25 protein-coding genes are annotated in these 25,992 nt (G+C 66.9%); 18 read left to right on the top strand and 7 right to left on the bottom strand.

Going from position 1 to position 25,992, the window contains the following annotated elements:
• Positions 1–5 precede the first annotated feature (5 nt).
• Genes nthA through IEZ31_RS21300 form a run of 4 tightly spaced genes read left to right on the top strand, consistent with a single transcriptional unit; the run spans position 6 to position 2,811 of the window.
• On the top strand, positions 6–647 hold the full coding sequence (nthA, locus tag IEZ31_RS21315) for a nitrile hydratase subunit alpha (RefSeq protein ID WP_229835695.1): 642 nt from the start codon (positions 6–8) through the stop codon (positions 645–647).
• Between the two features lie 36 nt (positions 648–683).
• Positions 684–1,349 (top strand): nitrile hydratase subunit beta, encoded by a 666-nt coding sequence (gene nthB, locus IEZ31_RS21310; RefSeq protein ID WP_190251680.1) that lies wholly within the window; start codon positions 684–686, stop codon positions 1,347–1,349.
• Positions 1,336–1,722, top strand: coding sequence for a nitrile hydratase accessory protein (locus tag IEZ31_RS21305; protein WP_190251679.1), 387 nt, complete (start codon positions 1,336–1,338; stop codon positions 1,720–1,722). Before nthB ends, IEZ31_RS21305 begins: the two co-directional genes overlap by 14 nt.
• Positions 1,723–1,737: 15 nt before the next feature.
• Positions 1,738–2,811, top strand: a complete 1,074-nt coding sequence (locus IEZ31_RS21300) for a phenylacetaldoxime dehydratase family protein (RefSeq protein WP_190251678.1) — start codon at positions 1,738–1,740, stop codon at positions 2,809–2,811.
• A 369-nt stretch (positions 2,812–3,180) separates the two neighbouring features.
• Here the strand turns inward: IEZ31_RS21300 and IEZ31_RS21295 are convergent, their stop codons facing one another.
• Positions 3,181–4,158, bottom strand: coding sequence for a LacI family DNA-binding transcriptional regulator (locus tag IEZ31_RS21295; RefSeq protein ID WP_190251677.1), 978 nt, complete (start codon positions 4,156–4,158; stop codon positions 3,181–3,183).
• A gap of 418 nt (positions 4,159–4,576) precedes the next feature.
• On the bottom strand, positions 4,577–4,909 hold the full coding sequence (locus IEZ31_RS21290; protein WP_190251676.1) for a hypothetical protein: 333 nt from the start codon (positions 4,907–4,909) through the stop codon (positions 4,577–4,579).
• 756 nt (positions 4,910–5,665) lie between these two features.
• Between IEZ31_RS21290 and IEZ31_RS21285 the strand changes: the two genes are divergently transcribed.
• The 9 genes from IEZ31_RS21285 to IEZ31_RS21245 all read left to right on the top strand — a co-directional run bounded on the left by IEZ31_RS21285 (position 5,666) and on the right by IEZ31_RS21245 (position 12,515).
• Positions 5,666–5,893 carry a hypothetical protein gene (locus IEZ31_RS21285; protein ID WP_190251675.1) on the top strand — a complete coding sequence of 76 codons (228 nt, stop codon included), beginning with the start codon at positions 5,666–5,668 and terminating at the stop codon, positions 5,891–5,893.
• A 195-nt stretch (positions 5,894–6,088) separates the two neighbouring features.
• Entirely contained in the window at positions 6,089–8,434 is a 2,346-nt protein-coding gene (locus IEZ31_RS21280) for a sensor histidine kinase (RefSeq protein WP_190251674.1), read from the top strand.
• Positions 8,431–8,859, top strand: a complete 429-nt coding sequence (locus tag IEZ31_RS21275) for a roadblock/LC7 domain-containing protein (RefSeq protein ID WP_190251673.1) — start codon at positions 8,431–8,433, stop codon at positions 8,857–8,859. Before IEZ31_RS21280 ends, IEZ31_RS21275 begins: the two co-directional genes overlap by 4 nt.
• 99 nt (positions 8,860–8,958) lie before the next feature.
• On the top strand, positions 8,959–9,618 hold the full coding sequence (locus IEZ31_RS21270) for an RNA polymerase sigma factor (RefSeq protein ID WP_229835692.1): 660 nt from the start codon (positions 8,959–8,961) through the stop codon (positions 9,616–9,618).
• A gap of 96 nt (positions 9,619–9,714) precedes the next feature.
• On the top strand, positions 9,715–9,951 hold the full coding sequence (locus IEZ31_RS21265) for a hypothetical protein (protein ID WP_229835690.1): 237 nt from the start codon (positions 9,715–9,717) through the stop codon (positions 9,949–9,951).
• A gap of 101 nt (positions 9,952–10,052) precedes the next feature.
• Entirely contained in the window at positions 10,053–10,643 is a 591-nt protein-coding gene (locus IEZ31_RS21260) for a TetR/AcrR family transcriptional regulator (RefSeq protein ID WP_190251672.1), read from the top strand.
• Positions 10,640–11,035: a cupin domain-containing protein gene (locus IEZ31_RS21255; RefSeq protein ID WP_190251671.1), complete on the top strand. Its 396-nt coding sequence runs from the start codon at positions 10,640–10,642 to the stop codon at positions 11,033–11,035. Before IEZ31_RS21260 ends, IEZ31_RS21255 begins: the two co-directional genes overlap by 4 nt.
• Before the next feature lie 17 nt (positions 11,036–11,052).
• On the top strand, positions 11,053–11,616 hold the full coding sequence (locus IEZ31_RS21250; RefSeq protein WP_190251670.1) for a DUF4865 family protein: 564 nt from the start codon (positions 11,053–11,055) through the stop codon (positions 11,614–11,616).
• Between the two features lie 23 nt (positions 11,617–11,639).
• Positions 11,640–12,515, top strand: coding sequence for a phosphotriesterase family protein (locus IEZ31_RS21245; RefSeq protein WP_229835688.1), 876 nt, complete (start codon positions 11,640–11,642; stop codon positions 12,513–12,515).
• 286 nt (positions 12,516–12,801) lie between these two features.
• Here IEZ31_RS21245 and IEZ31_RS21240 read toward each other — a convergent pair whose 3' ends face one another.
• Positions 12,802–14,058, bottom strand: a complete 1,257-nt coding sequence (locus tag IEZ31_RS21240) for a PucR family transcriptional regulator (protein WP_190251668.1) — start codon at positions 14,056–14,058, stop codon at positions 12,802–12,804.
• Positions 14,059–14,188: 130 nt separating this feature from the next.
• On the opposite strand from IEZ31_RS21240, the gene glyA reads away from it, so the two are divergent.
• The gene (glyA, locus tag IEZ31_RS21235) at positions 14,189–15,514 is read left to right on the top strand and encodes a serine hydroxymethyltransferase (protein ID WP_190251667.1); all 1,326 of its coding nucleotides are present in this window, start codon (positions 14,189–14,191) and stop codon (positions 15,512–15,514) included.
• Between the two features lie 63 nt (positions 15,515–15,577).
• On the top strand, positions 15,578–16,489 hold the full coding sequence (locus tag IEZ31_RS21230) for a TAXI family TRAP transporter solute-binding subunit (RefSeq protein WP_190251666.1): 912 nt from the start codon (positions 15,578–15,580) through the stop codon (positions 16,487–16,489).
• A gap of 153 nt (positions 16,490–16,642) precedes the next feature.
• Here IEZ31_RS21230 and fxsT read toward each other — a convergent pair whose 3' ends face one another.
• Positions 16,643–20,206: an FxSxx-COOH system tetratricopeptide repeat protein gene (gene fxsT / locus IEZ31_RS21225; protein ID WP_190251665.1), complete on the bottom strand. Its 3,564-nt coding sequence runs from the start codon at positions 20,204–20,206 to the stop codon at positions 16,643–16,645.
• A 657-nt stretch (positions 20,207–20,863) separates the two neighbouring features.
• Here fxsT and IEZ31_RS21220 point away from each other — a divergent pair.
• A complete protein-coding gene (locus IEZ31_RS21220) occupies positions 20,864–21,628 on the top strand; it encodes a transposase (RefSeq protein ID WP_190251664.1) in 765 nt (254 codons plus the stop codon).
• Here IEZ31_RS21220 and IEZ31_RS21215 read toward each other — a convergent pair.
• Positions 21,617–22,183, bottom strand: a complete 567-nt coding sequence (locus IEZ31_RS21215; RefSeq protein ID WP_268241678.1) for a YbfB/YjiJ family MFS transporter — start codon at positions 22,181–22,183, stop codon at positions 21,617–21,619. The two genes, IEZ31_RS21220 and IEZ31_RS21215, sit on opposite strands and share 12 nt — an antisense overlap.
• The gene (locus tag IEZ31_RS21210) at positions 22,180–23,034 is read right to left on the bottom strand and encodes an alpha/beta hydrolase family protein (RefSeq protein WP_229835684.1); all 855 of its coding nucleotides are present in this window, start codon (positions 23,032–23,034) and stop codon (positions 22,180–22,182) included. Before IEZ31_RS21210 ends, IEZ31_RS21215 begins: the two co-directional genes overlap by 4 nt.
• 408 nt (positions 23,035–23,442) lie before the next feature.
• On the opposite strand from IEZ31_RS21210, the gene IEZ31_RS21205 reads away from it, so the two are divergent.
• Entirely contained in the window at positions 23,443–24,159 is a 717-nt protein-coding gene (locus tag IEZ31_RS21205; protein ID WP_190251663.1) for an SDR family oxidoreductase, read from the top strand.
• A 173-nt stretch (positions 24,160–24,332) separates the two neighbouring features.
• Here the strand turns inward: IEZ31_RS21205 and IEZ31_RS21200 are convergent, their stop codons facing one another.
• A complete protein-coding gene (locus IEZ31_RS21200) occupies positions 24,333–25,205 on the bottom strand; it encodes an AraC family transcriptional regulator (protein ID WP_190251662.1) in 873 nt (290 codons plus the stop codon).
• Here IEZ31_RS21200 and IEZ31_RS21195 point away from each other — a divergent pair.
• Positions 25,204–25,857 carry a LysE family translocator gene (locus tag IEZ31_RS21195; protein WP_190251661.1) on the top strand — a complete coding sequence of 218 codons (654 nt, stop codon included), beginning with the start codon at positions 25,204–25,206 and terminating at the stop codon, positions 25,855–25,857. The two genes, IEZ31_RS21200 and IEZ31_RS21195, sit on opposite strands and share 2 nt — an antisense overlap.
• Positions 25,858–25,992 lie beyond the last annotated feature (135 nt).

Here is a 25,992-nt window from a genome sequence, read left to right as displayed (position 1 = left end):
CGGGTGTGAGGAAGCCGATGACGGAGCAGGGGCATGACCATCGTGATGCCGATGGTCATGCGGGTCACAGTCATGATCCTCTGGAGATGGGTGCCGCGTTGCGCGTGCGTGCTCTGGAGGAGCTGATGATCGCCAAGGGGTTGGTTGACCCGGAAGCGCTTGACAGTGTCGTCGAGTATTACGAACGGGAGGTCGGCCCTCGAAACGGTGCGGCCGTTGTCGCCCGGGCGTGGACGGACCCGGCGTTCAAGGTGTGGCTGCTGGAGGACGGGACCGAGGCCATTCATTCGATGGGGTTCACCGGTTACCAAGGTGAACACATGCACGTGGTCGAGAACACCGACCTCGTTCACAACGTGATCGTCTGCACGCTGTGCTCCTGTTATCCATGGCCGGTGCTCGGCCTGCCGCCGGCGTGGTACAAGAGTGCGGCCTATCGCTCTCGCGTGGTTCGTGAGCCGCGCGCGGTCCTGGCCGAATTTGGGCTCGAAATCCCCGTGAGTACCGAGGTAAGGGTGTGGGACAGCACCGCGGAAATACGCTACATGGTACTTCCGCAGAGGCCGGCAGGGACGGAAAACATGTCGTCCCGTGAGCTGGCAGATCTGGTGACCCGCAACGGAATGATCGGCACGGCACGGGTCTAGACCGGTTTGGGACCCAAAGCACAGAAAGGGGGAGAGGTGGACGGCATCCATGATCTAGGGGGAATGCACGGGTTCGGGCCGATCCCAATCAAGCAGGGAGAGTATGTCTTCAAGGCGGATTGGGAGCGTCGCTCCTTCGCGCTCGCCCAGGCGCTGGCAGGTCCGACGCCGTTCGTGGCGGACCAGCACCGTCAAGAAATCGAACGCCTGGACGCGATTGACTATCTGAGCATGGACTACTTCGAGAAATGGGCAGTGGCAACGGGCGAGTTGCTGAAGCAGGCCGGGCTAGTCAGCCAGGAGGAGCTCGACACGGGGGAGAAGAAGTTTGATATCGATGGGGCAGCCCATCCGCCGACCAGCTCGGCGGCGCTGGTCGGCGGCATGAAACAGGGAGCTCAACTGGCCCATCCCGCCGGGACGGAGGGGGTTCGCTTCGCGCCAGGGCAGCCGGTTCGCGTGTTGAGTAACTGTCCGACGGGGCACACGCGTGCCCCGCGGTACGTCCGCAGCCGCGTGGGATCAGTCGCGCTCGTCAGAGGCGTTTTTCAGTTCGCCGATGCCGTTGCGGCCGGCAGAGGGCCCGCGCCGGAGCCTTGCTACACCGTCGCGTTTGCGGCGAGGGCGCTGTGGGGCAAGGACGCCGAGTCCGATGACGTCATCTACTGCGACCTGTGGGAGTCGTACCTTGAACCCGCATGAAAAACACCGCGGCCTCCTCGACTCTGCGCACGCGGTCATGCCGGACGCCGTTGCTGGCCGAAGCCTGTTCCGGGCCCCATGGCAGGCAAGGGTATTCGCCTTGATGGTCGCGCTGGCAAACAACGGCCATACTCCGTGGCGCGCCTTTCAGCAGCGCCTTGCCGAGGAGATCGAGAAGGCAGGCAATTCGGTGGAGAATACGGCGGACACCGAGGATGCGTACTTCGACTGCTGGCTGGCGGCGGCCGAGCGGACGTTGGTCGAGGAAGGGTTCGTCGCAAGGCGCGACATGGACGAGAGGATCGATCTCATCCGCGCCGCACTGGCCGACCCTGCTGTAGATCCGGCCGCCAATCCAACCCGGGACCAATAGTCGGGAGATGTCACGATGAACGGAAACGCCGAGAAGCTCGAGCCGGCCATACCGCCACATCTGCGGGTCGCCCGAACGTATCCGCTAGGAGCGCCGGAAGGGTTCAGGCCGGTAACGCCTTCCTACTCTGCGCGGTTCGATCCGCAGGTCACCGCATTGCCGATGATCTTCGTTGGGGTGCAGGGCAGGAATAGGTCATCCGCGAGCGAGGCGGTGGTTCGTTCGTGGCAAGCCACCTTTCAACGGCCGTTCGGGCCGGCGTTCCGCGACCGGGCAGAGTATGTCGACGAGCTGGGATACGCCACCGCAGTGGTGGCTGCGTACTGGGACGATCGCCGGCACTATGACCGGTGGGACAGCGAGCTTCCGCGTGAGTGGTGGCATCAAGACGCGTCGCTGGACGGCGATCTTGGTTTCTTCTGCGAGCGCTACACCCCGAGCATCAAGGACACCGAGACCACGTTCTCCCATCCCTACCCGGAGGGCTACTCGGCAATCGCCAGCCACATGAGCGGTATGACCGATACCCACGGCTACTGGGGCAGCGCCCGGGACCGAATTCCCCGGTCTCAGATCGACGCCATGGATCCGACCGGTAGGCCTGCACTTGTCGGAGCGGTCGATGGCGAGACCTTGGGTAGACACGTTGCCGTGCAACCCCACGAGAATCTCTGCCTGCTGCGGTCCGGCCAGGACTGGTCGGAGACCGACCACGACGAGCGTGCTTTTTATCTGGACGAGGTCAGGCCGGCGTTGATCAAGGGAATGCTGGAGCTGCGAGATGACGGCCGTCGTTCGGGCTGCTTCTTCAATCGCTTTATGACGCTCGTCGGCCCTGACGGCCCCATCGAGAAGACCTACAGCTTGAGCGCCTGGCACTCATTGGCGGCCATTGAGGCATGGTGCTGGTCGGACACGCACCTGAAGATCTTCGCGGCCGGCACCAGGCACTACCGACTTGCAGAGGGGAACGCGAACCTGAAGCTCTACCACGAGATGAGTGTAATTCGTGCGAAGGACCAGGCGTTCGAATACTTCAACTGTCATCGCAAGACCGGAATGTTGAATTCGTTGGATCCGTCCACATGAGGAATTCCGGCGCAGCACGGACGTCGGCACAGCGCGTTTGCGGCCGGTGCCGACAATCGGCCCGGTAGCGTTGCCTGGCGCGGCAGTATCAAGGTTCGTGTGGAAGGTGCGGTCCGGGCGCCGTGGCGGGATGTGCCGGATTGGTATGGGTCGTGGCAGTCGTGGACTCGACAATCGTGCGGGCGTATCAGCATGCCTGCGGCGGTAAGGGGCGACGAGAACCCGACGAGATCGCAACGTCGTGGAACGCTGCTCAACCGGCTCAAACAAAACCACCACGTCGTTCCAGGCCACAGTCACCGTCGCCGCACTTCTGCATTGGCCATGACCCTTTGAGGACACTGCCTAGCGGCGTGCGCCACGAGCCGGCTATTCGACGAGTTTCGCCTCGTGGAGTCTGTGGATGGTCCGATTCGGCGGTTCCACTACCACCTCGCGCAGCAACCTCGCGGCTGACTGCCCAAACAGATGCGGACGCAGATCCAGCGCCGTCAGGTACGCGTTGTTGAAATGGTCCATCGAGCTGACAATTGTGGCCAGCGAGACCGACCGTCCGGTCGTGGAGCACAGATGGTCCAGCTGGATAGCGGCTCGGGTAGCGATGTCTTGCCAGGCGAATAGAATAGCATCGATTTCTTGGACGGCCAGGACCTTGGCCATGGCCGTGGCCAGGTCGTCCGTAGTTGGGAACGTCGGCATTGTCACCAGGTGCGACGGCTTACGTTGCCGGTCGCACCAGGACTGGTAGCCGCGCTGGAGTTGCCGCGACCATGACAGGTCGTCACCCGCAACGGGGCTTACGAGGGCCGGGCGTCCGGCGCCCAGTGCCTCGAGCCGGTCGAGGACGACGCCGCACATCCGTTCGTATTCGATTTCGATGACGGCGGCCAGCCGATCGGGCGGGATGTCCGTGCTCCGCCCGGCCGTCACGATCGGGACCGGGAGGTCGATCAAGCGCTTCACCACCGGGTCGCCGGGCAGGGCGTCGATGACGATGACGCCGTCGACCTGGTTCGCGGGCTTGCCATTCCGCGGCCAACGTGTCAGCAGTGTCAGGTCCCAGGCGTGGTGTGACGCCTCGTCGGCCACCCCAAGTGCGAATGGCATATAGAAAGACATGCTGCGAACCTTCGGCGGAATGTACAAGCCGATCGCGCCCGCCGATCGCGTCCGTAGCTGTTGTGCCGCGCGGTTCGCCATGTAGCCTCGTTCGCCTGCGGCTTCGAGGACCCGCCTTCGCGTCGACTCTGCCACCCGCCCGGAACCCTTGAGGGCGTCGGCGACCGTCGTCTTCGACAGGCCTAGGCTTTCTGCAAGGTCGACGATGGTGACCGATCTGCGGTTCATGTGCCGAGGTTATCAACGTTGCCGGCGAAAGCGCGGTTGGTGATCGTAATCGCATTCGGTGGCGAAAACCCTTGACAGGGTCGCCCTTCGGGGCGCACGATCGAGGGTGCCGGAACGTTCCGGCGGCACGGCGAATTGGGCCTTGATAGAGATTCGGTTGGCTCCCGGCCGCATCGCAATTTGCGTAGCCGTCTGTCGAACTGACGAATAAGGGGTCACGCTAGCGATCCCTGGAAGGAATCTATTTCCGCCTGCTGGCGCCCCTGCTTCTGTCTCGTTTCGCCGAGGTCGCGACCTCCAGTTAGCCCGATGTGGGCGCAGCGCGCAAGTGGGCCACAACCAACAGGCGGGAAAGATGTGCGAGCCGTACACCTTGGCCAGGTGCGCACACACCTCCCCGGTCGTCAACCCCTTCGCGTCAACGAGATGACCGGTTGTCCACACCGCCGAAGCGACGCTGCCGCTTGGCCACGATCGCCGGAACGGACGCCGGCCCGACATCGGTGATCAGCGTCTTGGTCCGCTTGCCGTTATGGGCGTTACCGTCCCCGCCGCGCTTGTGCCGGTCCCGGCCCGGGTGCGCGTCCATCTCCCCGGCGGGCGCCGCTTCCGGGAACCGCTTCGTCAGCTGCAGCAGCCCGCCCTCACCCAGCAGCGCCATCCCCTGCCTGTGGGCCCGCTTCGCCAGGGGTGCCACCGTGTCGTCGTCGAGCACTCGGGCGAGCAGATCCTCGCCCGTCACCCACCGCATCGACCGCAGGCTCCCAATGCTGGTTGATTACGACTGTCATCCAAAGTTCCCTATGTCTGGATTTTCACCATCTACCCCTACAGTCCCGCAGCGTGCGGTGGGGTAGGTGCGGTGTGCCGCGCCTTGGCCGTTCAGAGGAGGCAGCATGGCCTTGGGTGGACATGCCGGTCGGCGGGACCAGCCCGATTGCCGGCCGGGCAGTGCTTGGACGCGCGCAAGTTCCACCCCGGTCTTCTGCAGTGATACCTCGTCGTGCTGCATCGCCGCCCGCATGCGCCGACGTCAGGTCGTTGTCGTGGACCAGCGAGAGCGGTTGGGCTCGGGCCGTGGTCGGTGAGTTTGGGTGCGACGCCTGAGCGTGGCTGGCGGCTGCCGGTCGAACCCTGATGGCACGGCGGAGACCTTCGCGGGTACCTAGTGCAGTCCGGTGAGGGGCCGTGCGGTACGCGGGTGAATGGTCCTTGACAGCGAGCTTGCGCGGGCGCATCATCGTGGCGTTGCCGGAACGTTCCGGCGTGCAGGGCTCATTGGCCGGAGCGGCGCCGGTGGAGTCGCTCGCCAGCACCATTTGAGGCGTCGTTGGTCGTCTGGCTAGAAACGAGCAGGCATTCGACAAACGGTTGGCGAAACGCGGGCCAACCGTGACCGCTGACGTGGGTCCTACACACGTGGTCGTTCCCGTACCGGAGGTGGATCGATGGGTGCATATGCCGCGCATGTCGGAACGATGGTCAGCCATGCAGTGCTCCGTCCGGGATGCATCTGTGGGTGGCCGTGACGGTTGAGTCCGCGGCTCTGCGCGACCCGCTGCATCGTGGCGCGGAAGCCGTCGAGAACGCCGTCAGGACCGCGGATGTCCATGCTGGACAGTGGGCCGATGTGGTACCCGACGACGGCTGCCGCGACCCCAGGATGGCGATGACGGCCAAGAACATGCCGTACCAGAACGGCGTCGGTCCTCTTCACGAAACGATCGCCGGCTAGCACGCGTCTGTCAGGCCGGTTCTGCCACCGGTCGGCGTCGCAATCTGTCCGGCGGGATCAGCAAACGAGCTGGGAGAGGTTGCATTGAACGCACGAGCGACTGCCCGCATGGTCAGTGAGGATTCCAGGGTCCGTGCGCCTGTGCGTTGGTACAGATCCGTGCGTACCCGGTTGGTGCTCGTTGTCCTACTTCCCATGGTCGGCCTCGCCGTGTTGACGGGAATGCAGGCCAGGTCCAGCTGGGCTGTCGTCGAGGAGTCTGACCGGGCCGAGGCGCTTGCCGACGCGTCGGTGTCGACAATGGATCTCCTGGATCAGCTCGACCGAGAGGAGGCCGAGACTGCCGCGCTAATTGACCGTGGCGGTGTGGGCGACTCGGCGAAGGCGCAATGGGCGAGCACAGATGGCGCGCTCGGCACGTTCCGGAACAGGGGTGCGGCCGCGGTCTTGGCGGCGCCTGGCTTGGAACCGACATTGGACGCGGCGATGCAGCAGTTGGCGAAGCTCGCCACAGTCCGAAGTGCCGCGTCCCCCGGCCTTGATGTGGCGTATGGCCCTCCTGACGGATCCGCTTTGGAGGATGTCCGGGGCCTGTACGACCCGCTCACGGAGGTGCTGCTACGTGTCGCCGACGCCATACCTGCAGCGTTGGTCGATCGGCCGCTAGCGAACCGCACCCAGGCGATCGCCGCGCTGGCCACCGCCAGGCACGCGTTGGCAGTCGAACGGGACGTGCTGTACAAGGCTTTTCGTCAGCGCGCTTATGCGCCCGGCGGTTTCGCCAACCTGGTCAAATTCGCGGCCGTCGAGCAGGAGCGTCTGGAGACGTTCGGTCGGGTGGCCGGCGTGGCCGCGCGCGCGAACTTCGACCGTCTCGTAACGGATCCAGAAGTGAAGACTGCGGTTCAACTACGCGATGCGGCGCTGTCCGGCGCAGCTGGTGCCCTGAAGGTCGACGCAGATGCATGGTACGCGGCCATGACGCGCACCATTGGTCTGTTGCACGAGGTTGAGGTTGGGCTGGCAGCCGAGCTGTCGGCGAAGGCCGCCGATGCGAGAGCGGATGCGCGTCGAGACGCAGTGGTGACGATCACGGGCGCAGTGAGCCTCGCAATCTCGTCGGTGGTCATCGCGATCGTCATTGCGACTGGGATGAGCCACCGACTTGGTCGACTGCGACGGGCAGCCCTTGGCACGGCGTCTCGGCTACCCATTGTCGTCGACGAGATTGCGGTCGCGGACAATCCCGCTCTGGCCCATGACGCGCAACTGAACTCGATGACCAATCGGCTTGACGATCAGCTTTCGCTGGCGTTGCGGGACGAGATCGCCGAGGTCGGGGCAGCCTTTGCAACGGTCCACGCGACCGCGTTGCACCTTGCCGCGGACCAGGCGCTGCTCCGCCTGGATACCGAGGCACTGGTGACCGCGCTAGCTCGGCGCAGCCAGAAGCTGGTGCAGCGCCAACTCGCCGCTATCGACGATCTTGAGCGTGTTGAGACCGATCCAAATACCCTCGCCAGGTACTACGTCATCGACCATTTGGCCGCCAGGATGCGCCGAAACGCTGAGAATCTCTTGGTTCTGACCGGCACTGATCCGGGCCGGCGGTTCACAGGTGCGTTTCCCCTCCTGGATGTGGTGCGCGCGGCCATAGCGGAAATCGCCGACTACACGCGGGTCGACATCGCAGTCCTGCCAGACGTTTCCGTCGCCGGGCGGGCTGTGGGAGACCTGGCGCATCTGCTCGCTGAGCTCCTCGAGAACGCCGCCACCTATTCACCTCCACAAACCCAGGTGACGATCAGCGCGCATCGCGACTCGGCTGGCGTTGTGATCACTGTCTACGACAACGGGATCGGCATGGCCCCGCAGGCACTCGCCGCAGCCAACGAACGGTTGCGTGAGCCCACCATGCTCACCAGTGCGCTGGCCGGCACGCTCGGACTGCTGGTGGTCGCACGGCTGGCAGCTCGGCACACAGTCCGTGTGGAGCTGCGGCGTGGCGATGGCGGCGGCGTCGCGGCCCTCGTGGACCTTCCAAACGAGATCATCGGCGAACGGGTCAGTTCCGTCACTTCCTCGACCGCAGCCGGGCGGCCGTCTCGCGTCGCGGTGCAAAGCGGCCCACCATCACAACCGCCCCGAGCCCTGAGCCCGGCGCCGGTGAAGGCGGCCGCCGTGGTGCACGAGCCCCCACTCATCTACGACGAGTTGCGTTTGGCCTGGGTTGCCACGCGCGGCGGACAGGGCACCCACACCGCCGCAGATGCGTTCCCCCAGGCTCCCGCTGACTGGGAACACATGAAAGTCGTGCAGCTTATGGCGGATTCGCCTCCCCAAGTGGACGGAGCGCCGCTGCCGCGCCGGCGGACTGGAGCCCACCTGCTCCCCGGCCACATTCCGACCCCAGCGCGGACTCAGACAAGAGACCCGATTGATCCCGACCGGGTCCGCTCGCAGTTGGCTGGCCTCAGCCGGGGCGTAGCCGCGGCGGCCCGTACCCCACTCCCACCACACCGCAATGGACGCAGGATATGACAAATCTCGACCAGCAGCGCGCGGCGCACGCCTCCGACGGCGGGCTCGGGTGGCTGCTCACCGACTTCGCTCTTGGCCTAACGTCGGTTGCGCATGTCGTCGCCGTGTCGTCCGACGGTCTCGCCCTGGCGATGTCCGAGGGCCTTCCGACGGATCGAGCCGATCAGCTCGCCGCCATTACCTGCGGCTTGGCCAGTCTGACCGACGGCGCAGCTCGGTGCCTGAGGGCGGGACCCGTGTCACACACCGTCGTCGAGATGCGCGGCGGGGTGCTCCTCGTCATGGCCATCGATGACAACGCCCACGTTGCTGTCCTCGTGTACCCCGGCGCCGATCTCGGACAGGTCGGATTCGAAACCGCTCTGCTCGCCAAGAAGGTCGGAGCCGCGCTCAGCCCAGCCGGACGGTCGGCGAACAATCCGTAGATGCGCCCGCGCTCGCCAGAATGTGCGGTTCAGCTCATCCATCCACCCCGCCGGTAGTTATCTGGCTCGGCGAGCCGTACTCGGGAGCACGAATGGGCATTGACCATCTGCCGCCACGACCGCATCACGCTGCCCGCTTACATGACTCATCCGCAACCCCCTGAACCAGCCAGCGAAGACCGAACCGTGCCAGCAACCTTCCCGTACCGGGACCACACTCCGCCCCGGCCTGGTTGGAGCACTGCCACCGCGGCGGATCCGCGCGACCCGGACCAGGAAGCGGCTCTCGCCCTACTCTTCGAGCTGCACTACGCCGACCTGCTCCGCCTGGCCGCACTGCTTGGCGCGGACGACGCCGAGAACATCGTGGCCGAGGCGTACTACCAGCTGTACCGCCGATGGCACTGCCTGCGCGGCTCCGACGCGGCACCGGCGTATCTGCGCTCGATCGTCTGCAACCTCACTAGGATGCGGCTTCGCCACCTGTATGTGGCCCGCAAGCACACTGACCGGGGCACCGACCCGGTCGCCGTCGCGTCGGCGGAGAGCATCGCGCTGGTCCGCGACGACCAGCGGATCCTCATGGACGCGCTGGGTGAACTGTCCGCCCGCCAACGACAGGTGCTGGTCTTGCGCCACTGGCTCGGTCTGCGGGAGGCCGAGATCGCCACCGCGATGGGAATCTCGGTTGGCGCAGTCAAGTCGCACGGCGCCCGGGCCATTGCTGCGCTGACGAAGGTGATGGAGGACCGACGATGACCAGCGGCCCAGGCGCCACTGACCGGCTGCGGCGAAGCCCTCGACGCCGATCGGATGCCAAACAGCACGCTCAACGGACCCGAGGCCGTTGCGGCGGTGGAGTTCAAGACGCGGCTGTACCGCCAGGCCATGACCGACGAGGTGTTCTCCTGGATTCCCACCTCCAACAATCAGGGGCTGGTCGCCGGCCGGTTGTCGTACATCAGCAACTCGATCTCCGCCTGGCGCACCGCGCAGCGGAGCACTCCCGCGGTCGCGCGCGACATTGAGTTCGTACCAGCGCTGGGCGGGCGGCGCGGATGCGTCGTTCGGAGCGGACAGCTGCTGATCTAGCGGTATGCGACTGCTGGGGCCTCGGTGCTGCCGCTGGAGGAGCGCCGAAGACGATCAATGGGGGAGTTGCTCGCACTCGCTGTACCTACTAGTATGTAAACATGCCGAGGGCTGATGGCACGACCCGCGATCATCTGATCGAAAGCACCCGGGAGCTTCTCTGGGAACGCGGCTACACCGCGACCAGTCCGCGCGCGATCCTCGACAGGGCGGGCGCGGGGCAGGGCAGTATGTACCACCACTTCACCGGCAAGGAAGACCTGGCCGCTGCGGCGATGCGGGACACGGCGCAACAGTTGCTCGCGCGAACCGAGACGGACCTGGCTGGCGACGGTTCCGCGTTGGAGCGTTTGAAGGCCTATCTGCTTCGCCAGCGCGAGGTCTTGCGTGGGTGTCCGGTGGGACGGATGACCGGCGACGCCGAGGTCCTTGGGTCCGCAGTTCTGCAGCACGTGGTCGCCGCCACGTTCGACGAGCTGCGGGGCCGCATCGTGGCTGTCATCTGTGACGGCATGGACAACGACGAATTCGACGGCAGTGTGCAACCTGCCGAGCTCGCGGACACCGTGCTCGCCGTTGTGCAGGGTGGCTACGTGCTGGCCCGCGCAGCCGGCGATCCTGCGCCGTTCGACCGTGCCGTCCGTGGCGCCGTCGCGATGCTCGAACACACCCGAAAGAAGGACGTCCGATGAGGCGGATCGACGCCACGCTTACCGACCTTCCGAACGATTCACGCCTCACCGGCTCGGTCTCCGGACTGCACCTCGCTCCACCCGAGGACCCGCAGTTGCACGCCTACGTCGTGAGCTTTGACGCCGGCGGGCGCACCGCGTGGCACGCGCACGAGCGCGGTCAGCTGCTGATCTGCACCGACGGCTTCGGCTACGTTGGCACGCGCGACGGACATCTCATCGAACTGAAGTCCGGGGTGTCGGTGTGGACCGACCCGGGCGAGGAGCACTGGCACGGCGCCGGTCCACAGTCCACGATGACCCACGTCGCCGTGCAGACCGAGACGCCCGGCAGTGACTCCGTGCGTTGGCTGGAGCCCGTCGCCAGCAACCCGTGGGACGTGCAGCGGTGAGACCCGGACAGCTGCTGATGCAGTACCCCATCACGCTGCCTACCGACTACGACATGGAGGTCATTCGGACGCGGGTGCGAACGCGAGGTAGCGCGCTCGACAACCGCAGAGGCCTTCGGTGTAAGGCGTACTGCATCCGTGAGGTAGGAGCTGACGGGTCGCGGTTGAACCAGTACGCACCTTTCTATCTGTGGGCGGACAGCAACGCCGCGGCCGAATTCCTGTGGGGTGGCCAAGGTTTCGACGGCATCGTGCGCGACTTCGGTCGACCGCAAGTGCACACCTGGGTGCCGACCGCACTCGGTGTTGGCAGGTGCGGAAAATCAGCGGTTACCCACGCGTTGCTGCGGACTGAGATGATCGACCAAGCCGCCGATCTCGTCACCGTGGCGCAGGCGCTGGAAGCAGCGGTGGCCGCCCGCGCTCAACTCCCGGAAACACATATCGCGTTCGCGGGCATCGATCCGACGACCTGGCAGGCGATCGAGTTCACGACGATCGCCGGACTCGATCGCGCGACGATGCCGACTGACGCCACGCTCTACACCGTGTTGCACATAAACGAACCAGATTACCAATGAACCACCCAGCGTCGGTACGGACTGTGCTCGGCGATATCAACTCCGATCAGCTCGGCGCCACCAACTCTCACGACCATCTATTTCTTCGTACGCCGGCTCTGCCCGGACAGGAACTCGACGATGTGGGGGCCGCAACAGCCGAAGCGCAGGCGTTCGCCGCCGCCGGGGGCCGCACTATCGTCCAGTGGACACCCCGCGGACTCGGCAGACGCCGCGCCGATCTTGCCGCGATAGCCGCGGCAACGGGACTACACATCGTGGTGGCGACCGGACGACATCGCGCCATGCACCACGATCCTGAGGAGGCCAACCGAACGGCTGACGACCTCGCCAGGTTGATCGTGGCCGACATCACCTCAACGACCCACCCCTGCGGACTGGTGAAGATCGGTACCGGCTACCACCACCTCGACACCTTCGAACGCGTCTCCCTCGAAGCCGCGGCTGCGGCGCACACACTCACCGGCACACCTGTGGCGATCCACCTCGAACTCGGCTCGGCCGGCGACCTGGTCCTCGCTGAACTGAGCAAGAACAGCATCCCGCCAACCTCGACCGTCCTCGGCCACGTCGGCCGCAACCCCGACGACGGCTACCTGCTCGAACTGGCCAGCAGCGGCGCGTTCCTGTGCTTCGACGGTCCGTCCCGCGCGAACCACCCCACGGACTGGCGCACCCCAGCCCTCATCGAACTCCTCGCCACACGCGGCCATCTCCACCAGGTACTGGTCGGCGGTGACACTACAACCGCAGCAGCGAGATCAGTGACATCCGGACCCGGTATGCCCGGCGTACTCCAGCACTTCCGCAATACCGTCACCCAACGAATTGGCGACGAAGCGTGGGAGACGATCACGGTCGCCAACCCGGCCCGCGCCCTCACCTTGCGACCCCGGTGAACCGACCGCTGGGCGCCGACGGTGCGGTGCGGAGAGGTCGACGGTCCGGGTCATGGGCCGGCGACGAGGTACTCCAGCCACAGGAGGCGGAGTCGTGCCCCCTTCCGGCTTTCGCGGCGGTGATGGCGAGGAAGGCGTGGGCAACCATAACGAGAGGGTTATGTCGCGGCTCCGGGCGTCATAGCGGCGCACCTGGTAGCGGTCGACAATCACATCGCCGCCTGGGAGTGTCGTGAAATCAGGCGATAGTCCCGCGGAATCGCGTCGCGCGGCTTCCGGGGGCTGATTATGGACGTACCGAGTCCAGCAATGTGTGCGTCCATTGGAAGTGGTCGCAGGCTCTGGCGAGGCGGCCGGCTTTCATGGTTGCGTGGACCTGGGCGCGGATGATGCCGTTGTCCAGGTCGACGTCGAGTAGTTGGGCGGCCCGGCGCAGCCGGTAGTACAGGGTGGTGCGGTGGATGTGCAGGTCGATGGCGGTTCGCGCGGCATCAGCGCCGAGGTCCAGGTACCGCTCGAGCGTTTGGCTCAGTGGGGTGACGGCGGCCATCTGGTGGTCGAGCGGTGCGCGCGCTGAGTCCCACGCGCCGGGTCGGGCGGCGGCTAGAAGAAGTTGGTAGATGCCGAGGTCGTTCCACGACAGCGACGTCGGCAGAGCGCGATCGAAACAAGCGATTTCGCACGCGAGCGTTGCCCGGGCGTAGTCCCTGGCGAAGGTGGCGTCGGCGAGCTTGATGGGCGGACTGGTCGCAACGATGAAGCACCGGTCGTCGGATTCCCACGTGCTGAGGGTCTGGATGAGCGCGTTCGGTGCGGCGCCGGCACGACCGGCGGCGGTCAGCAGTGCGACGATTCGGTTGGCCGTGACGTGTGTGGCGACGACCCCAGGTGTGCGGTGGAGTGCGGAGGCTGTGGGTGCTCTGCCGGTGGGTGGCGCGGCCGACGAGGCTGTGCGCTCGTCGTGGTCGAGGGTGGCGGCGACGGCGACCGCGATCTGCATGGGTGCGTCCACCGCGTACGGCGCCGATCTGGCGAGGTGGCTGATGAAATCGCCAGGTGAGGCGGTTTGGGCGAGAAGTTCGGCGAAGGCCCGGTCGGTGGTCGGGCCGTCCGCGGGCTGGCTCGCGCGGGACTCCAGGATTCGGCCGATGCGCCGCGCCGACTGATTCGCGGTCGTGCGGTCGGTGGGGTCGAGGTCCACACCGTCGGTGAGTATCCACAGGTAGCCGAGCCGGTTGGCGCCGCGCAGGATCGGCAGGCACAACCGCGGCGCCATGTTCAGTTCCGTGTTGCCGGGCAACGTGAAGGGGCTGGTGGCTGTCTCGATGCCGTGGTGCCGCTGATAGTCCTGGACCGCCGCAGGCACCTGCCGGGTCAAGATGGCCGTGATCCGGACCGGGTCGATGTCTGAGCCCTGGGCGCTGTAGCCCAGCAGCGCGCCCTCTGGGTCGTCGAGACTGACGCTGCGTCCAAGTCCTGCGGCGAGGTGGTCGAGTTCGCGCTGCAGACCATCTGCCTGACCACCTGCTGGGATCGCGGTCACCGCGCGATTCTACATTTGTAGCAATCGTCGGGCGATAGCTTGCTGCTCATGACCGATGACCGGCCTGCTGTTGCGCTCGTAACGTCGGTCGGTGACCGGCGCCGCATGGACGCCGCGCTAGGAGGACGTCATGGCCGCTGCTCTTGCTCATCGCCCTTGGCTGACGGATGTCGTCGCGCAACGTGTCGAGTCGGTCGTCAGCAGCACGACATCCATGGACCATGTTGGAACCGCCGACCGGCTCGCCACGCTGGTCGCCCGGAATCGAGTGATCCACGAGCATGAGTGCGTGAACCTGAACCCCGCCTCCAACGTCATGAACCCGGCGGCGGAGGCCCTGCTATCCGCAAGGCTGGGGTCGCGGGCGTCGCTGGGCTACCCCGGAGACAAGTACGAGATGGGACTGGAGGCCATCGAGGAGATCGAAGTGATCGCGGCCGAGTTGGCCGCCGAGGTCTTCGGGGCGCGCTACGTGGAGATCCGCGTCGGCTCGGGCGCGCTGGCCAACCTCTATGCGTTCCTGGCGACCTGCGCTCCAGGCGCGTCGATCATCGCGCCGCCTGCCTGCATCGGCGGCCACGTCACGCATCACCGCGACGGCGCGGCCGGGCTGTACCGTCTGACGACAGTCGCGGCACCCGTGGATGCCGATCGCTACAGCGTCGACCTGCACGCGCTCGCCGAACTCGCCCGGCAGGTCCGGCCGAGCCTGATCACGATCGGCGGCAGCCTGAACCTGTTTCCGCATCCGGTCGCGGACATCCGTGAGATCGCGGACAGTGTCGACGCCAAGGTGCTCTTCGACGCCGCTCACTTGTGCGGCGTGATCGCCGGCGGGGCGTGGCCGAACCCACTCGCCGAGGGCGCCCACCTCATGACCATGAGCACCTACAAGAGCCTCGGCGGGCCGCCGGGTGGGCTGATCGTCACCAACGACACCGAGATTGCTCAGCGGCTCGAGGCGATCGCGTACCCAGGGTTGACCGCCAACTTCGACGTGGGCAAGACCGCGGCACTGGCGCGGACGTTGCTGGACTGGCAAGTGGCCGGCGCCGGCTATGCCGGGGCCATGGTCGCGACGGCGGCAGGGCTGGCCGAATCGCTGCAGGCTCGCGGGATCCCCGTCTACGCGCCGGGCGGGCGGTGTACCCAGTCCCATCAGTTCGCTGTAGACGCCCGCGGCTACCTTGGCGGCCAGTCAGCCGCCCGGCGGCTGCGGGCGGTGAATCTGCTCGCCAGCGGCATCGGATTGCCGATCGGCGAAATCGCCGGGGACGTGAACGGGCTGCGGTTGGGCACTCCGGAGGTCGCGCGTCTCGGCATGACAGAGGCCGAGATGCCGATGCTGGCCGAGTTCATCGCGCGCGGGCTGCGGGGGGATGACAATCCGCGCCGCGTAGGTGAGGAAGTCAGCGCCTGGCGGCGACCGTTTCAACGCGTCCACTTCACCGCCTAGTCGTGCTCGGCGCGCCGCCGGGTGCACTGACAGCAAGACCGCCTGAAGACGATAGGAGCGCAGATGGACACAACGACGGGCACGCTGACGTGGCTCGGCGGAAACCCCGGCGACGGCTGGTACGAGATGACCGGGCGACTACTCGGCCTGCTCAGGGAAACGAGCACCGGCCTCCGGTTCGCCCTTGCGGCAGGCGGCGGCGAGCACAACCTGCATGACGTCGCAGCCGGACAGGCGGAGATTGCCATGAGCATCGACGTGGTCGTCGCCGCCGCCTACAACGGCGGACCGCCGTTCCGAGAGCCGTTGCGGAACCTCAACTGCCTCGGCACCGGCTGGTCCCCGCTCCCGTACAACCTGCTCGCCGCCCGCGATCAGCAGGCCAGCTTTCCCGAAGCGGTCGCCGGGCGCCGCATCCGCGTCGGCGCACCACCGACTGACACGACCGACGAACTGATGTTCCAACAGGTGCTCTCGCACTACGCCACCAGCTACAACGACATCACCGCCGCCGGCGGACACGTCCTGCTCGCCGGGTACGACACGCTCGTGGCCGCGCTACACGCTGGTGACATCGACTTCGTCTTCGGCGCGACAACGCTGCCCGCACCGAGCATCGCTCGCGCAGCCCACGGTCCGCGCCCCATCGACCTCGCACCGCTACCCACCGACGTCATCAAGCACCTGGCGAGCCGGTTCGGGGCCAAGCCCGGGGTAATCCCCGCCGGCACGTACCCGGGCCTGCAGACCAGCGACGTGCCCACCTGCTTCGTCGATACGGTCTTCGTCATCAGCGCAGACGTTCCCGAGCCGATCGCCTACGAAGTGACCCAGCTACTGCTGGACAACCTCGACCAACTTCCGACGGTTCATGGCAGCCTCGCCGGCTTCAACCCCTTCGTCGCATGGCGACTCCTGCCAGCACCCCTCCACCCGGGCGCGGCACGCGCCTATCGCGACCGTGGCTACATGTGAAGTGTGCCCAATGCCGGAGCGTCCGAGCCGGCAGCATCACGAGCGATGGCCGCATCGCAACACGCGCAACTCGACCCCGTACCGCCACGTTGTCGGCACCGGGCAAGTCCGCGACCTGACTGCAGAGTGGGCGATGGTGACTGTGCATGCAGATCACCCGCTGTCTCGTGCCTGACGTAGGCCTTCCTGCGCGTTCTTGACGACGGAGTGATCGGCGCCGAGTACGGCCGGGGCCACGGCCAGGGTCGCCTCGAACAGTGCGACGGCCCGGCGTCGATGCCCGGCGAGGAGTTGCGCGTAAGCGAGGTTGTTGCGAGCAGACAGCGTCTCTAGGTGGGCGGCGCCGTGCACGCGCAGCCTATCGGTGACGCCGGCCTCGAACAGGGCGATGGCTCGGTCGAGTTGCCCGACCGAGCCGTAGGCTGCGGCGAGGTTGTTGCGGGCGCTGAGTGTATTGGGGTCGTCCGGCCCGAGAACCCGCGTCATTTCGGAGATGCTGGCCTCGTGAAGCGGGATGGCCTTCGTGAAGTGGCCGACCTGTTGGTAGGCGGTAGCCAGGTTGCTACGGCAGGCGAGGGTGTCGGGATGGCCGGATCCGAGAACCCGCGTCATCTTGGCAAGGGTTGCCTCGTGCAGGGCAATGGCTTTGTCCGCCATCCCGGCCTTTCGGTAGGCGATGGCGAGATTGTTGCCTGAAACGAGTGCTTCAGGATGCTCGGAGCCGAGCAGTCGGGTCTGTTCGGCGAGTTCGGTCTCGAAGTGAGGGATGGCCATTTCGGGTTGCCCAGCTGCCATATAGGCACCAGTAACGTTGCTCCGGGAGATCAGTGTGTGCGAGTCTTCTGGGCCGTAGAGCCGTAGCGCGTCCGTCAGGGCGGCCTCGTACAGAGGAATGGCTTTACCGAGCTGGCCGATCGAAGTGTAGGCGCCGGCAAGCGTATAGCGCGCAGTGAAGGTGTCGGCGTGTTCGGGGCCGAGGATCCGCAGTGTGTCGGTAAGGGCGGCCTCGAGGTGAGGGATGGCTTGGCCGGACTGCCCGGCCGCCTCGTAGGCGCGGCCCACGAGACTGCGGTACGCGTGCGTGTCGGGGTGGTCGGGGCCGAGGATTCGCAAGCTGTCGGCGAGGGCCGTCTCGAAGTGAGGGATGGCGATGTCGAGTTGGCCCGCCAAGGTGTATGCCTTGGCAAGCTCGACGCGGCAGCTCACGATCACAGGGTGGTCGGGGCCAAGGATGTGCAGGGCGTTGCTGAGCGCCTCCTCCTGCAGCCGTATGACTTGCTGGAGTTCTCCCGCCGCTAGGTACGCCTCAGCGAGGCTGGTGCGCGCGTGGACGGTGAACGGGTGGTCGGGGCCGAGCGCCCGCTCCATGTCGGCGAGGACGGCCCTGTAGAGCGGTACCGCCAGGTCGAGATGTCCGGCCGTCTCGCGGGCACGAGCAAGGTCGCTGCGTGCGAGCAGGGTCTGCGGATGGTCCCGACCGAGTATGCGCTCCGCGTCGGTGATGATGCCCTGCAGCAACGGCGCGGCCCGGTCCAGTTGCCTGGTATCCAGGTAGGCGCGGGCGAGGTTGCCGCGTGTGATCAAGGTGTGCGGGTGCTCGGGGCCGAGCACGCGACCCATGTCGGCGATAACGTCTTCGTATATCGCTATGGCGCGAGCGCTCTGCCCGCTCCTGGAGTAGGCGCCGGCCAGGTTGTTGCGGGCGGGCAGGGTGCGCCCGTCATGGGGGCCGACGACCCGCTCCATGTCGGCGACGATGCCTTCGAGCAGAGGAATAGCTTGATCGAGATGCCCGTTTGCGCTGTAGGTGCTGGCGAGGTTGTTCCGCAGGCTCAGGGTGTCTGGGTCGTCGGGACCCAGCGCACGTTCGGCGACCTTGACGTTCGCCTCGTGAAGGGAGACTGCGCGATCGAACCTGCCGGCATCGGCGTAGGCTTCGGCGAGCTTGGTGCGCGTGGCCAAGGTGCCGCGAGCGTCGGGTCCGAGCAGTTGCTGCATGTCAGTGACGGCGGCTTCATACATGGGGATGGCGAGCGAAGGCTGTCCGTTGGCGTGTAGGAACGTCGCGGCCAGCTCACGCAGCAATGGTGCGCGATCACGCGCGCCGCGGCGGTAGCTTTCGTGGGCGGCGGAGGTGAGCACATGGGGCAGCAGCGTCCGCCAAGCTGGCCACCCTGCTGGCGTTGCCGCGGTCTGCTTGGGCAGGTGTTCGTAGAGCAGATCCTGCACGGTCCAGGTCGCGCGAAGTCGAGCGAGGGTCGACAGTGGACGGCGTATCGCAGCGGCGAGGAGTCGATGGACCGTGATGGCGTTCGGATCACGACGGATGAGGCTTCGCTGGGCGAGCGCGCCGACGGTGTCGCCGAAGCGGATCTCGTCGCGTGCGGCGTCAGACAGAGGCGCCGGCAGCAGTTCGGGGTGTGTCGTGAAGAGGTCCAGGGGGATCGGCTCTGGGCCGAGAAACGAACACAGCCGTAGCAGTTGCTCGGCAGGTGATGGCCTTTGGATCGGCCACCATCGAGGTTTGGCAGGGTCGTGCAGGCTCGATCGCGATACGTCCCATACCGTGGCGACGGTGTGTTCATAGCCGAGAACGTGGCCCTTGTCGAGCAGTTCCTCGCCTCGCGTTCGGAGCAGGACCAGATAGTCGTCGGCCGGTGTGCCGGTCGTGGCGAGGTAGGCGGCGGCCTGCTCGACCGCAAGTGGCAGCCGGTCAAGCCACTCCACGATCTGTGTAGCGATGATCTGATCGACGGCTGGCACGTGCCGGTGCAGCAGGCTGACTGCCTCGGCCGCGTTCATCACGTCGACCTCCACCTGGGAACCGAGGGCCTCCCATCCGCTCCGCCGGCTGGTGATGACGATGTGCCCTGCGCCTACCCGCGGTACCCATTCCAACAGACCGGAGGGCTCGCCCCCAGGACTGAGAGGCTCGCCGGCGTTGTCAAAGACCAGCAGCCACCGCAGCCCAGTGGAGCTGAGGGCGCGCTTGACCTGCAACGCTGTTGTCGGCGCGTCCGTCGTAGCCACTACGCCGAGCGCGGGGGCGAGTGCGGCAATCTGGTCAGGGACGGCAGCGGGTTGTTCGGCGTCGATCCAACCGACGAGGTCGTAGTCGTTACGTCGGCGATGCACGTACTCGGCGGCAAGCTGGGTCTTGCCGACCCCACCGGTGCCCCGTAGGGCCTGGACAGCGACGGCGGACCCCCAGTAGAGGCCGGTCTCCACCTCGAGAAGGAGGTCGTCGCGGCCGACGAAGTGGGGGTGGTGACCGGGCCAGCCACCAATCACCTCCCGTGCTGCGGAGGCGCTGGACGGGGTCGCGGGGGCGGCAGCGTTGCGGAACGTCCGGATCAGGCCCGAAGAGAGGACCTGGCCCACCCTGACGTGCTCATACTGAAGGTTGAGCGCAATCAGCTCGGGAAAGGCTTCGCCCTCCAGCAGCAGCGGATGCACCGGCTTGCCCCGGTCCAGGGCCCGCCCAACCTCCAGCCGTACCCACGGCCTGCCAGTTGACGCGGGGGACATCACGACGATCAGGGCGGCGCATGCGTCAACCCGGCGGCGAAGTTCCCGATCCCAGCGTTGGCCGCTGGTCAAACCCTTTTCGGGTTCCCGGTCGAACCATACGGACACCCCTGCGCCAGCCAGGACCTCGGCCAGCCAGTCGACCGTGGCGGCATCGGCGTGAGCGTACGAGATGAAGACGTAGCCCACGCGAGCACACTCCCTCGATGCATGCGACAACCAGTATCGAAGCATCCCCGGTCAAGCCGGGCCAACCCGATGATCGTCCATATCTCCTCCGAGCTATCGGGGTATGGCGTCGACCGTCGAGCCAAGCCAAGATCACTACGCGTATGCAAGGTGTTCGCCTGCAGCGAACTGGGGCATCGGTGCCGCCGCGGCCCACCCCGAGGCGTTGCGCGCCATCGCGCGACGCACCATCTAAGCCTCGACCCATCGACGATCTTGGGTGTCCCGGCTATTCGACTTAGCCGGGAGTGAGGCTCCGCTGGTGACGGCGGGGTGCGTCGCGCGAGAGGCGCTGGAGGCCCCCACCTCCTCCAGTGACCCGCGCATCGCAGCCGTGTTGACACGTTGGCGCTACGGGTTCCACGAGGCGGTCGCAACCGCCTCGTGTCGGGGCGCTGAACGGTGTCAACGGCGTACTCCACCCTGTTGCGTCCGGTGGCCTTGGCTCGGTACATGGCTTCGTCAGCGGTGCGCAGCGCCGGGACGGCGGTGGCTGAGCCGACGTCGCCGGCCGGGATCGGCCGGTCAGCTAACTCGTCCAGATCCGCAGCGTTGGACCTGTACAGCCGTTCGCGCACCATTCTCGGGTGACAGCCACCGGGACCGGAGCTCGCCTATGTGGACGTGGATTCGCTGCTGCGGCGGGTGTACGGCCATGCAAAGCAGGGCACCGGGTTCGGACATGCCAAGGTCGGCGGCTACAGCGTGAAACTGCGTGGCCTGTCCCCGCTGATCGCCACGATCAGCACCGCACAGGCCGCGCCGGTGATTGCCGCGACCCGGCTGCGGGGTGGGAGCGCCAACTCGGCCCGTGGCGCGGCGTCGTTCGTGCGGCAGGCGATCAGCACCGCCCGGGCCTGCGGCGCGACCGGCCGGGTCCCGGTCCGCGCCGACTCAGCGTTCGGGTCCGGCGCCGTGGTGTCCGCCTGCCTGCAGGCCGGGGTCAACTACTCGCTGACGCTGCAGATGAACCCCAAAATCCGCACTGCGATCGCCGGCATCGACGAAGCGGCCTGGACGCCGGTGCGGTACCCCGGCGGTGTCTACGACGAGGAGACCGGGTCCTGGATCTCCGACGCGCAGGTCGCCGAAACCGTCTACACCGCGTTCGAAACCACCGCCCACAAGGTCACCGCCCGGCTCATCGTGCGCCGCGTCAAGGAACGCAACCCCGCCCCCGACGGCCAGGACGAACTGTTCCAGCTCTGGCGCCACCACGTATTCCTCACCGACACCGACGAACCCACCATCGACGCCGACCTCACCCACCGCGGACACGCCGTCATCGAACAGGTCTTCGCCGACCTCATCGACGGACCCCTGGCCCACCTGCCCTCCGCCGGCTCGCCGCCAACGCCGCCTGGCTCACCCTCACCGCCATGACCCACAACCTGCTCCGGGCCGAGCCAGGCCAGTCGGCCAACGTTCGGGGTGCCGGTCCAGCAGCGAGGGGACCGTGTCACCGCCGAGCACAATGCCGGCACCCGAGCCCGCGACGTAGACGCCGATCGGTGTGGCCGAGCCGACCGCGGTGGCCAGCCTGGAGGCAATCCCGCTTCCGGTGACGAGCACCAGCGAACCCGCAGCGCCGGCCGCGAGGCGCGCGGCGAGCAGGGCAGGGTAGCTGCTGCTCACCGCGGTGATGCCGAGCGCACCGACACAGCCGACCATTCCCCACCGGAAGGTGCCGGTCGACGTCAGAAGCCGGGCCAGCGGCGCCGTCAGCAGTGCGCCGACGAGGTATCCGATGCCGTTGGCGGTGGTCATCGCGCCAACCTGGGCGAGGTTCCAGCCGAGGTCGGTGCGCATGGCCGGGACGAGCAGGCCGTAGGCGAACCGGGCGAGCCCGAGCGCCGTTGTGGCACCGAGCGTAAGTCTGGCCAACTGCCACGGTCGGCCCGGTCGTGGTGCATTCCGGATCGGCGATGTGGCGATCACCGCACAGGGCGCAGGTGCCGGTCGAGGAAGCTCAGCAGCAGACGCGCCAGCTGCACCCGATGGCCGGACAGTGCGTGGTCGGCGGGCAGGACGTGGTGCTCGAGTCGGTTCTCCGGGTGCGCGAGGTAGGCGTCGACGAGTGGTCGGTGATGCACCTCGACCGGGGTGACGATGTGGTCCTCGCCAGCGCCGACGAGCAGCACCGGGCGGTTGGCCAGCGACGCCGCGAGGCCGGTCAATGCCCAGGCCCGTCCGGCCGCCTCGATCTCCGTGACGAGCGCTGTCCCGCTGGTACCCCGCAGTGGCAGCAGTTCGCCGTCGAACATGTCGACGTAAGCCTCGCGTGCGGCCGGATCGGCATGGCCGGCTGTGTCCACGACGCTGAGGTCGAACCCGGCGACCGAGGCGACCGCGACGACGGACGGGTCAGCGGCGGCGCTCATCAGGGCGGCGAACCCGCCGAGGCTGTGGCCGATCAGGCACAGCCGGTCGGGGTCGAGCCGGTGGGCGGCGACGAGGGAGCGGTCGCGGACGGCGGCCAGCACTCGGCCGACGTCCTCCAGGACGTGCCCCCACGACCAGGAACCGCCGACCCCCCACGATCCGCGGTAGTGGAACACCAGGGCGGCGTACCCCGCCCGCCGGAACGCCTGCGCCAGGTCGAAGTTGCGCTCGTTGCCAGGAAAGCCGTGCAGGATGATCACGATCGGATGCGGGCCGGGGCCGGCCGGAACGTGCAGGAGTCCCAGCAAGGTCTCGCCACCGCTGTCGATGGCCAGCGCGGGCGTACTGGCGGGCGGGCGCAGGTCCTCGGCGGGATCGGTCACGAGCGGATCGAGGGACGTCGTCACGTCGTTGCCTCCAGTCGCTGTTCGGCGGATCGAACCGATCGGTTCGATCTCGGCACCGTAGCACAACATCGAACCGTTCGGTACCATGTCCTCATGCTCGTGACGAAAGGCAGCCCTCTGGGCCCGACCGCACCACCCAGGTTCGCCGCTACGTCGTGTGTTTTGACGCCGGCGGGCGCACCGCGTGGCACGCGCACGAGCGCGGTCGAACCGGGTAGCCGGACACGGTCGTCGCCGAGGCACCTGCTGGAACTGTCGGAGAGCGTCGGCTCGTAGGACGCCTCCAACGGCAGCCTCATCCCGTCACTGACGAGCTTGTCCGGCTACTGGCTGTTTGGGAGCCGCGAGGCGGAGTCCAAACGTTCGCTGTACCTATTTCGGATTGAAGCCACGCCTGGAGGTTTACGCATGCGTCGGGTACTGGTCACTAACGTTAGTCAGTACGCGGGCCCCGGCACTGTTCCGGTGTTGCTTCGGGCCGGGTATCAGGTTGTTTGCCATGATCCGTCGTTCACCGACGGGGCAGTCCGTACGCGTTATGCGGGCGCCTACCCGGGCGTGCACTGCCTTGATGTGAGGGAGCCCGAGGAGATCTTCGGTGCGACGGGCGACGCCGTTGATGTCGTGGTCTGCAACGACGTCTTCCCGATCACACGCAACGCGATCGAGGACATTGCGGTGGAGGACCTGCGGGCCACGTTTGAGGCCGTGCTCGTGTTCCCGTTCCGGCTGACCCAGCTGTACCTGCCGGCGATGAAGCAGCGGGGGAGCGGGACATTCGTCTTCATCACGTCGGCCCGCCCGCGGCGGCCTGAGCCGGGCTTTGCGACACCGACCACGATCCGGGCCGGCACCACCGCCTTCGCGTTGGCGCTTGCCAAGGAGGCGGCCGCGTACGGTATCCAGGTCAACGTGGTGGCCCCGAACTACCTCTACAGCGAGCTGTACTACCCGCGGGCTGCGTTCGTCGATGACCCAGCCGGCCGCGAAGCCATCGCTGCGACCGTACCGGCGGGCCGGCTCGGCGAGCCTGAAGAGGTGGGCGAGCTCGTCAGCTTTCTCGCTTCCGGGCGTTCGCCCTTCACCACCGGCGAGGTCATCGGCTTCACCGGCGGCTGGCCGTAACAAGTCGCGTCCCACGCCATGCGTTTGACCGCGGTAGGTGATGCGCGGACGGATCCCTCTGCGACGTAGGGTCTTGCGGTAGTTGTCGGGATCGTGGGCGCGGTCGGCGACCAGGTCATCCGGTCGTCGGCGTGGTCGGCCGTGCCAGCCTCGAACGGGCGGGATCCTGTCGATCAGCGGCAGCTGGCCGTGGCTGTGAGGCGCTGCCAGCAGCCGGGTGTCATCCCGTAGGCACGCTTGAACTGCCGAGTCAGGTGGCTTTGATCAGCGAAGCCGGCATCAACGGCCGCCTGAGCCAGCGGCTGCCCTCTGCCGATGGCGGCCCGGGCCACGTCGAGGCGTCGCAGCAATCGGTACCGGTCGGGGGTCGTGCCGTATGCGGCCTTGAACTGGCGCACGATCGTGTACCGGTCGGCACCCGCCAGCCGTTCGAGGGTGACCGCGCTGATCGGCTCGCTGGCGTGTGCGGTCAGGTATTCGCGCACCAGCCGGACCGTGCTCATGTCGACGGTCACGGCTCGGCGGGCTGCGCGTTCGGACAGTTGAGCGAGCCCGTCGGCGATCGCGACGGCGGCCTCCACAACAAGGAGTTGGCTGATCGGTTCGTCGATGTCGGCGAGCAGCCGGGCGAGTGCCGCGGCTACCGGCTGCGCCACGCCGGAGGAATGCTGAATCGGTTCGGCGACGAACGGCAGCGACCCGCCACCCAGGGCGTCACGGACCAATTCTGGCGCCAGGTAGACGATCCGGTACGTGAAACCGGCGACACCTGGAGCGCCGTCATGCAGCTCATCCGGGTGCAGCAGGTGCAGCTGTCCGGGCAGGCACACTCGTCGCGCACCGCGGTAGCCGAAGGTCTGCACTCCACCGGTCGTGATGCCGAGCGCGTAGGAGTCATGCCGGTGTGGCTGGAAAGCGGTCCGCGAGAGCGATACTTCCGCTCGACTCAGGCCGGGCGAGCCCACCCCGAATCGGATGGACTCGGACGCCGACGTGCACGATCGTTCAAGACCGTACCTGTCCACCGGCGCTAGCTTCCGCGGCATGACACCACGATACGACCCGCCGCTGCTGCTCGCGTTGCCCGAGTTCTTCCCTGCCGTACACGTCGGCCCGGTTGGAACCCTCGTCCTCGCGTCCCTGGTGATCATGGGCAGTCCGGGGCCCTCGACGATCAGCCTGGTCGCTGCGGCTGTCGCCTACGGCGTCCGGCGCTCTTTGGCGTACTGCGTCGGCCTCATTGTGGGTACCACCGTGGTACTGCTCGGCGCCGCCACCGGTGTAACGGCCGTCCTGCTCGCCGCGCCAACGCTTCGCTGGGTCTTGGTCATCGCCGCTGCGGGCTACATCCTGTGGCTTGCCTACCAACTCGCCACCGCACCTCCGCTGGCCGAACAGACCGCGTCCGACCGCCGCCCGTCGTTCGCTGACGGACTCGTCCTCGGGGTCATCAACCCCAAGGCGTGGATCGCAATCGCAGCCGTGTTCGCCAGCGTCCAGTTGGCAAGTACAGCTGCGGCAGACGCGTTGCTGAAAATACCGCTACTCACATTGATGGTGATCCTCATCCACGCGATGTGGCTGCTCGCTGCCAGGTTGTTCGTTCCCGCGCTGAGCAACCCGGGCCGTGCCCGCGCGGTCAACATCACGCTCGCCGGGCTACTGATTCTGGCGACCGTACCGGCACTGTTGCTCTGAGGCAACGATCCGGACCGCTTCGTCTTTCCGGTCGTGGCGGTCCGGCAGCACGCCAGGCATGGAGAGCTGCGACAGCGGCGAGGCCGCTACGCGTCTGATCGATCGGATGGCTCGAGATCCGCCGATCTCAAGCCG

It is taken from the genome of Dactylosporangium sucinum (assembly GCF_014647515.1).
GTDB lineage: Bacteria > Actinomycetota > Actinomycetes > Mycobacteriales > Micromonosporaceae > Dactylosporangium > Dactylosporangium sucinum.
The sequence above is the reverse complement of the archived record's forward strand: the minus strand, read 5'-3'. Positions and strand labels throughout refer to the sequence as shown.

Bases quoted from the DNA above. Each gene is read 5' to 3' on its own strand.
- IEZ31_RS21300 (WP_190251678.1), top strand. From the start codon at position 1,738: ATGAACGGAAACGCCGAGAAGCTCGAGCCGGCCATACCGCCACATCTG.
- IEZ31_RS21295 (WP_190251677.1), bottom strand. From the start codon at position 4,158: ATGAACCGCAGATCGGTCACCATCGTCGACCTTGCAGAAAGCCTAGGC.
- IEZ31_RS21290 (WP_190251676.1), bottom strand. From the start codon at position 4,909: ATGCGGTGGGTGACGGGCGAGGATCTGCTCGCCCGAGTGCTCGACGAC.
- IEZ31_RS21285 (WP_190251675.1), top strand. From the start codon at position 5,666: ATGCATCTGTGGGTGGCCGTGACGGTTGAGTCCGCGGCTCTGCGCGAC.
- IEZ31_RS21280 (WP_190251674.1), top strand. From the start codon at position 6,089: ATGGTCGGCCTCGCCGTGTTGACGGGAATGCAGGCCAGGTCCAGCTGG.
- IEZ31_RS21275 (WP_190251673.1), top strand. From the start codon at position 8,431: ATGACAAATCTCGACCAGCAGCGCGCGGCGCACGCCTCCGACGGCGGG.
- IEZ31_RS21260 (WP_190251672.1), top strand. From the start codon at position 10,053: ATGCCGAGGGCTGATGGCACGACCCGCGATCATCTGATCGAAAGCACC.
- IEZ31_RS21255 (WP_190251671.1), top strand. From the start codon at position 10,640: ATGAGGCGGATCGACGCCACGCTTACCGACCTTCCGAACGATTCACGC.
- IEZ31_RS21250 (WP_190251670.1), top strand. From the start codon at position 11,053: ATGCAGTACCCCATCACGCTGCCTACCGACTACGACATGGAGGTCATT.
- glyA (WP_190251667.1), top strand. From the start codon at position 14,189: ATGGCCGCTGCTCTTGCTCATCGCCCTTGGCTGACGGATGTCGTCGCG.
- IEZ31_RS21230 (WP_190251666.1), top strand. From the start codon at position 15,578: ATGGACACAACGACGGGCACGCTGACGTGGCTCGGCGGAAACCCCGGC.
- IEZ31_RS21205 (WP_190251663.1), top strand. From the start codon at position 23,443: ATGCGTCGGGTACTGGTCACTAACGTTAGTCAGTACGCGGGCCCCGGC.
- IEZ31_RS21195 (WP_190251661.1), top strand. From the start codon at position 25,204: ATGACACCACGATACGACCCGCCGCTGCTGCTCGCGTTGCCCGAGTTC.
- IEZ31_RS21200 (WP_190251662.1), bottom strand. From the start codon at position 25,205: ATGCCGCGGAAGCTAGCGCCGGTGGACAGGTACGGTCTTGAACGATCG.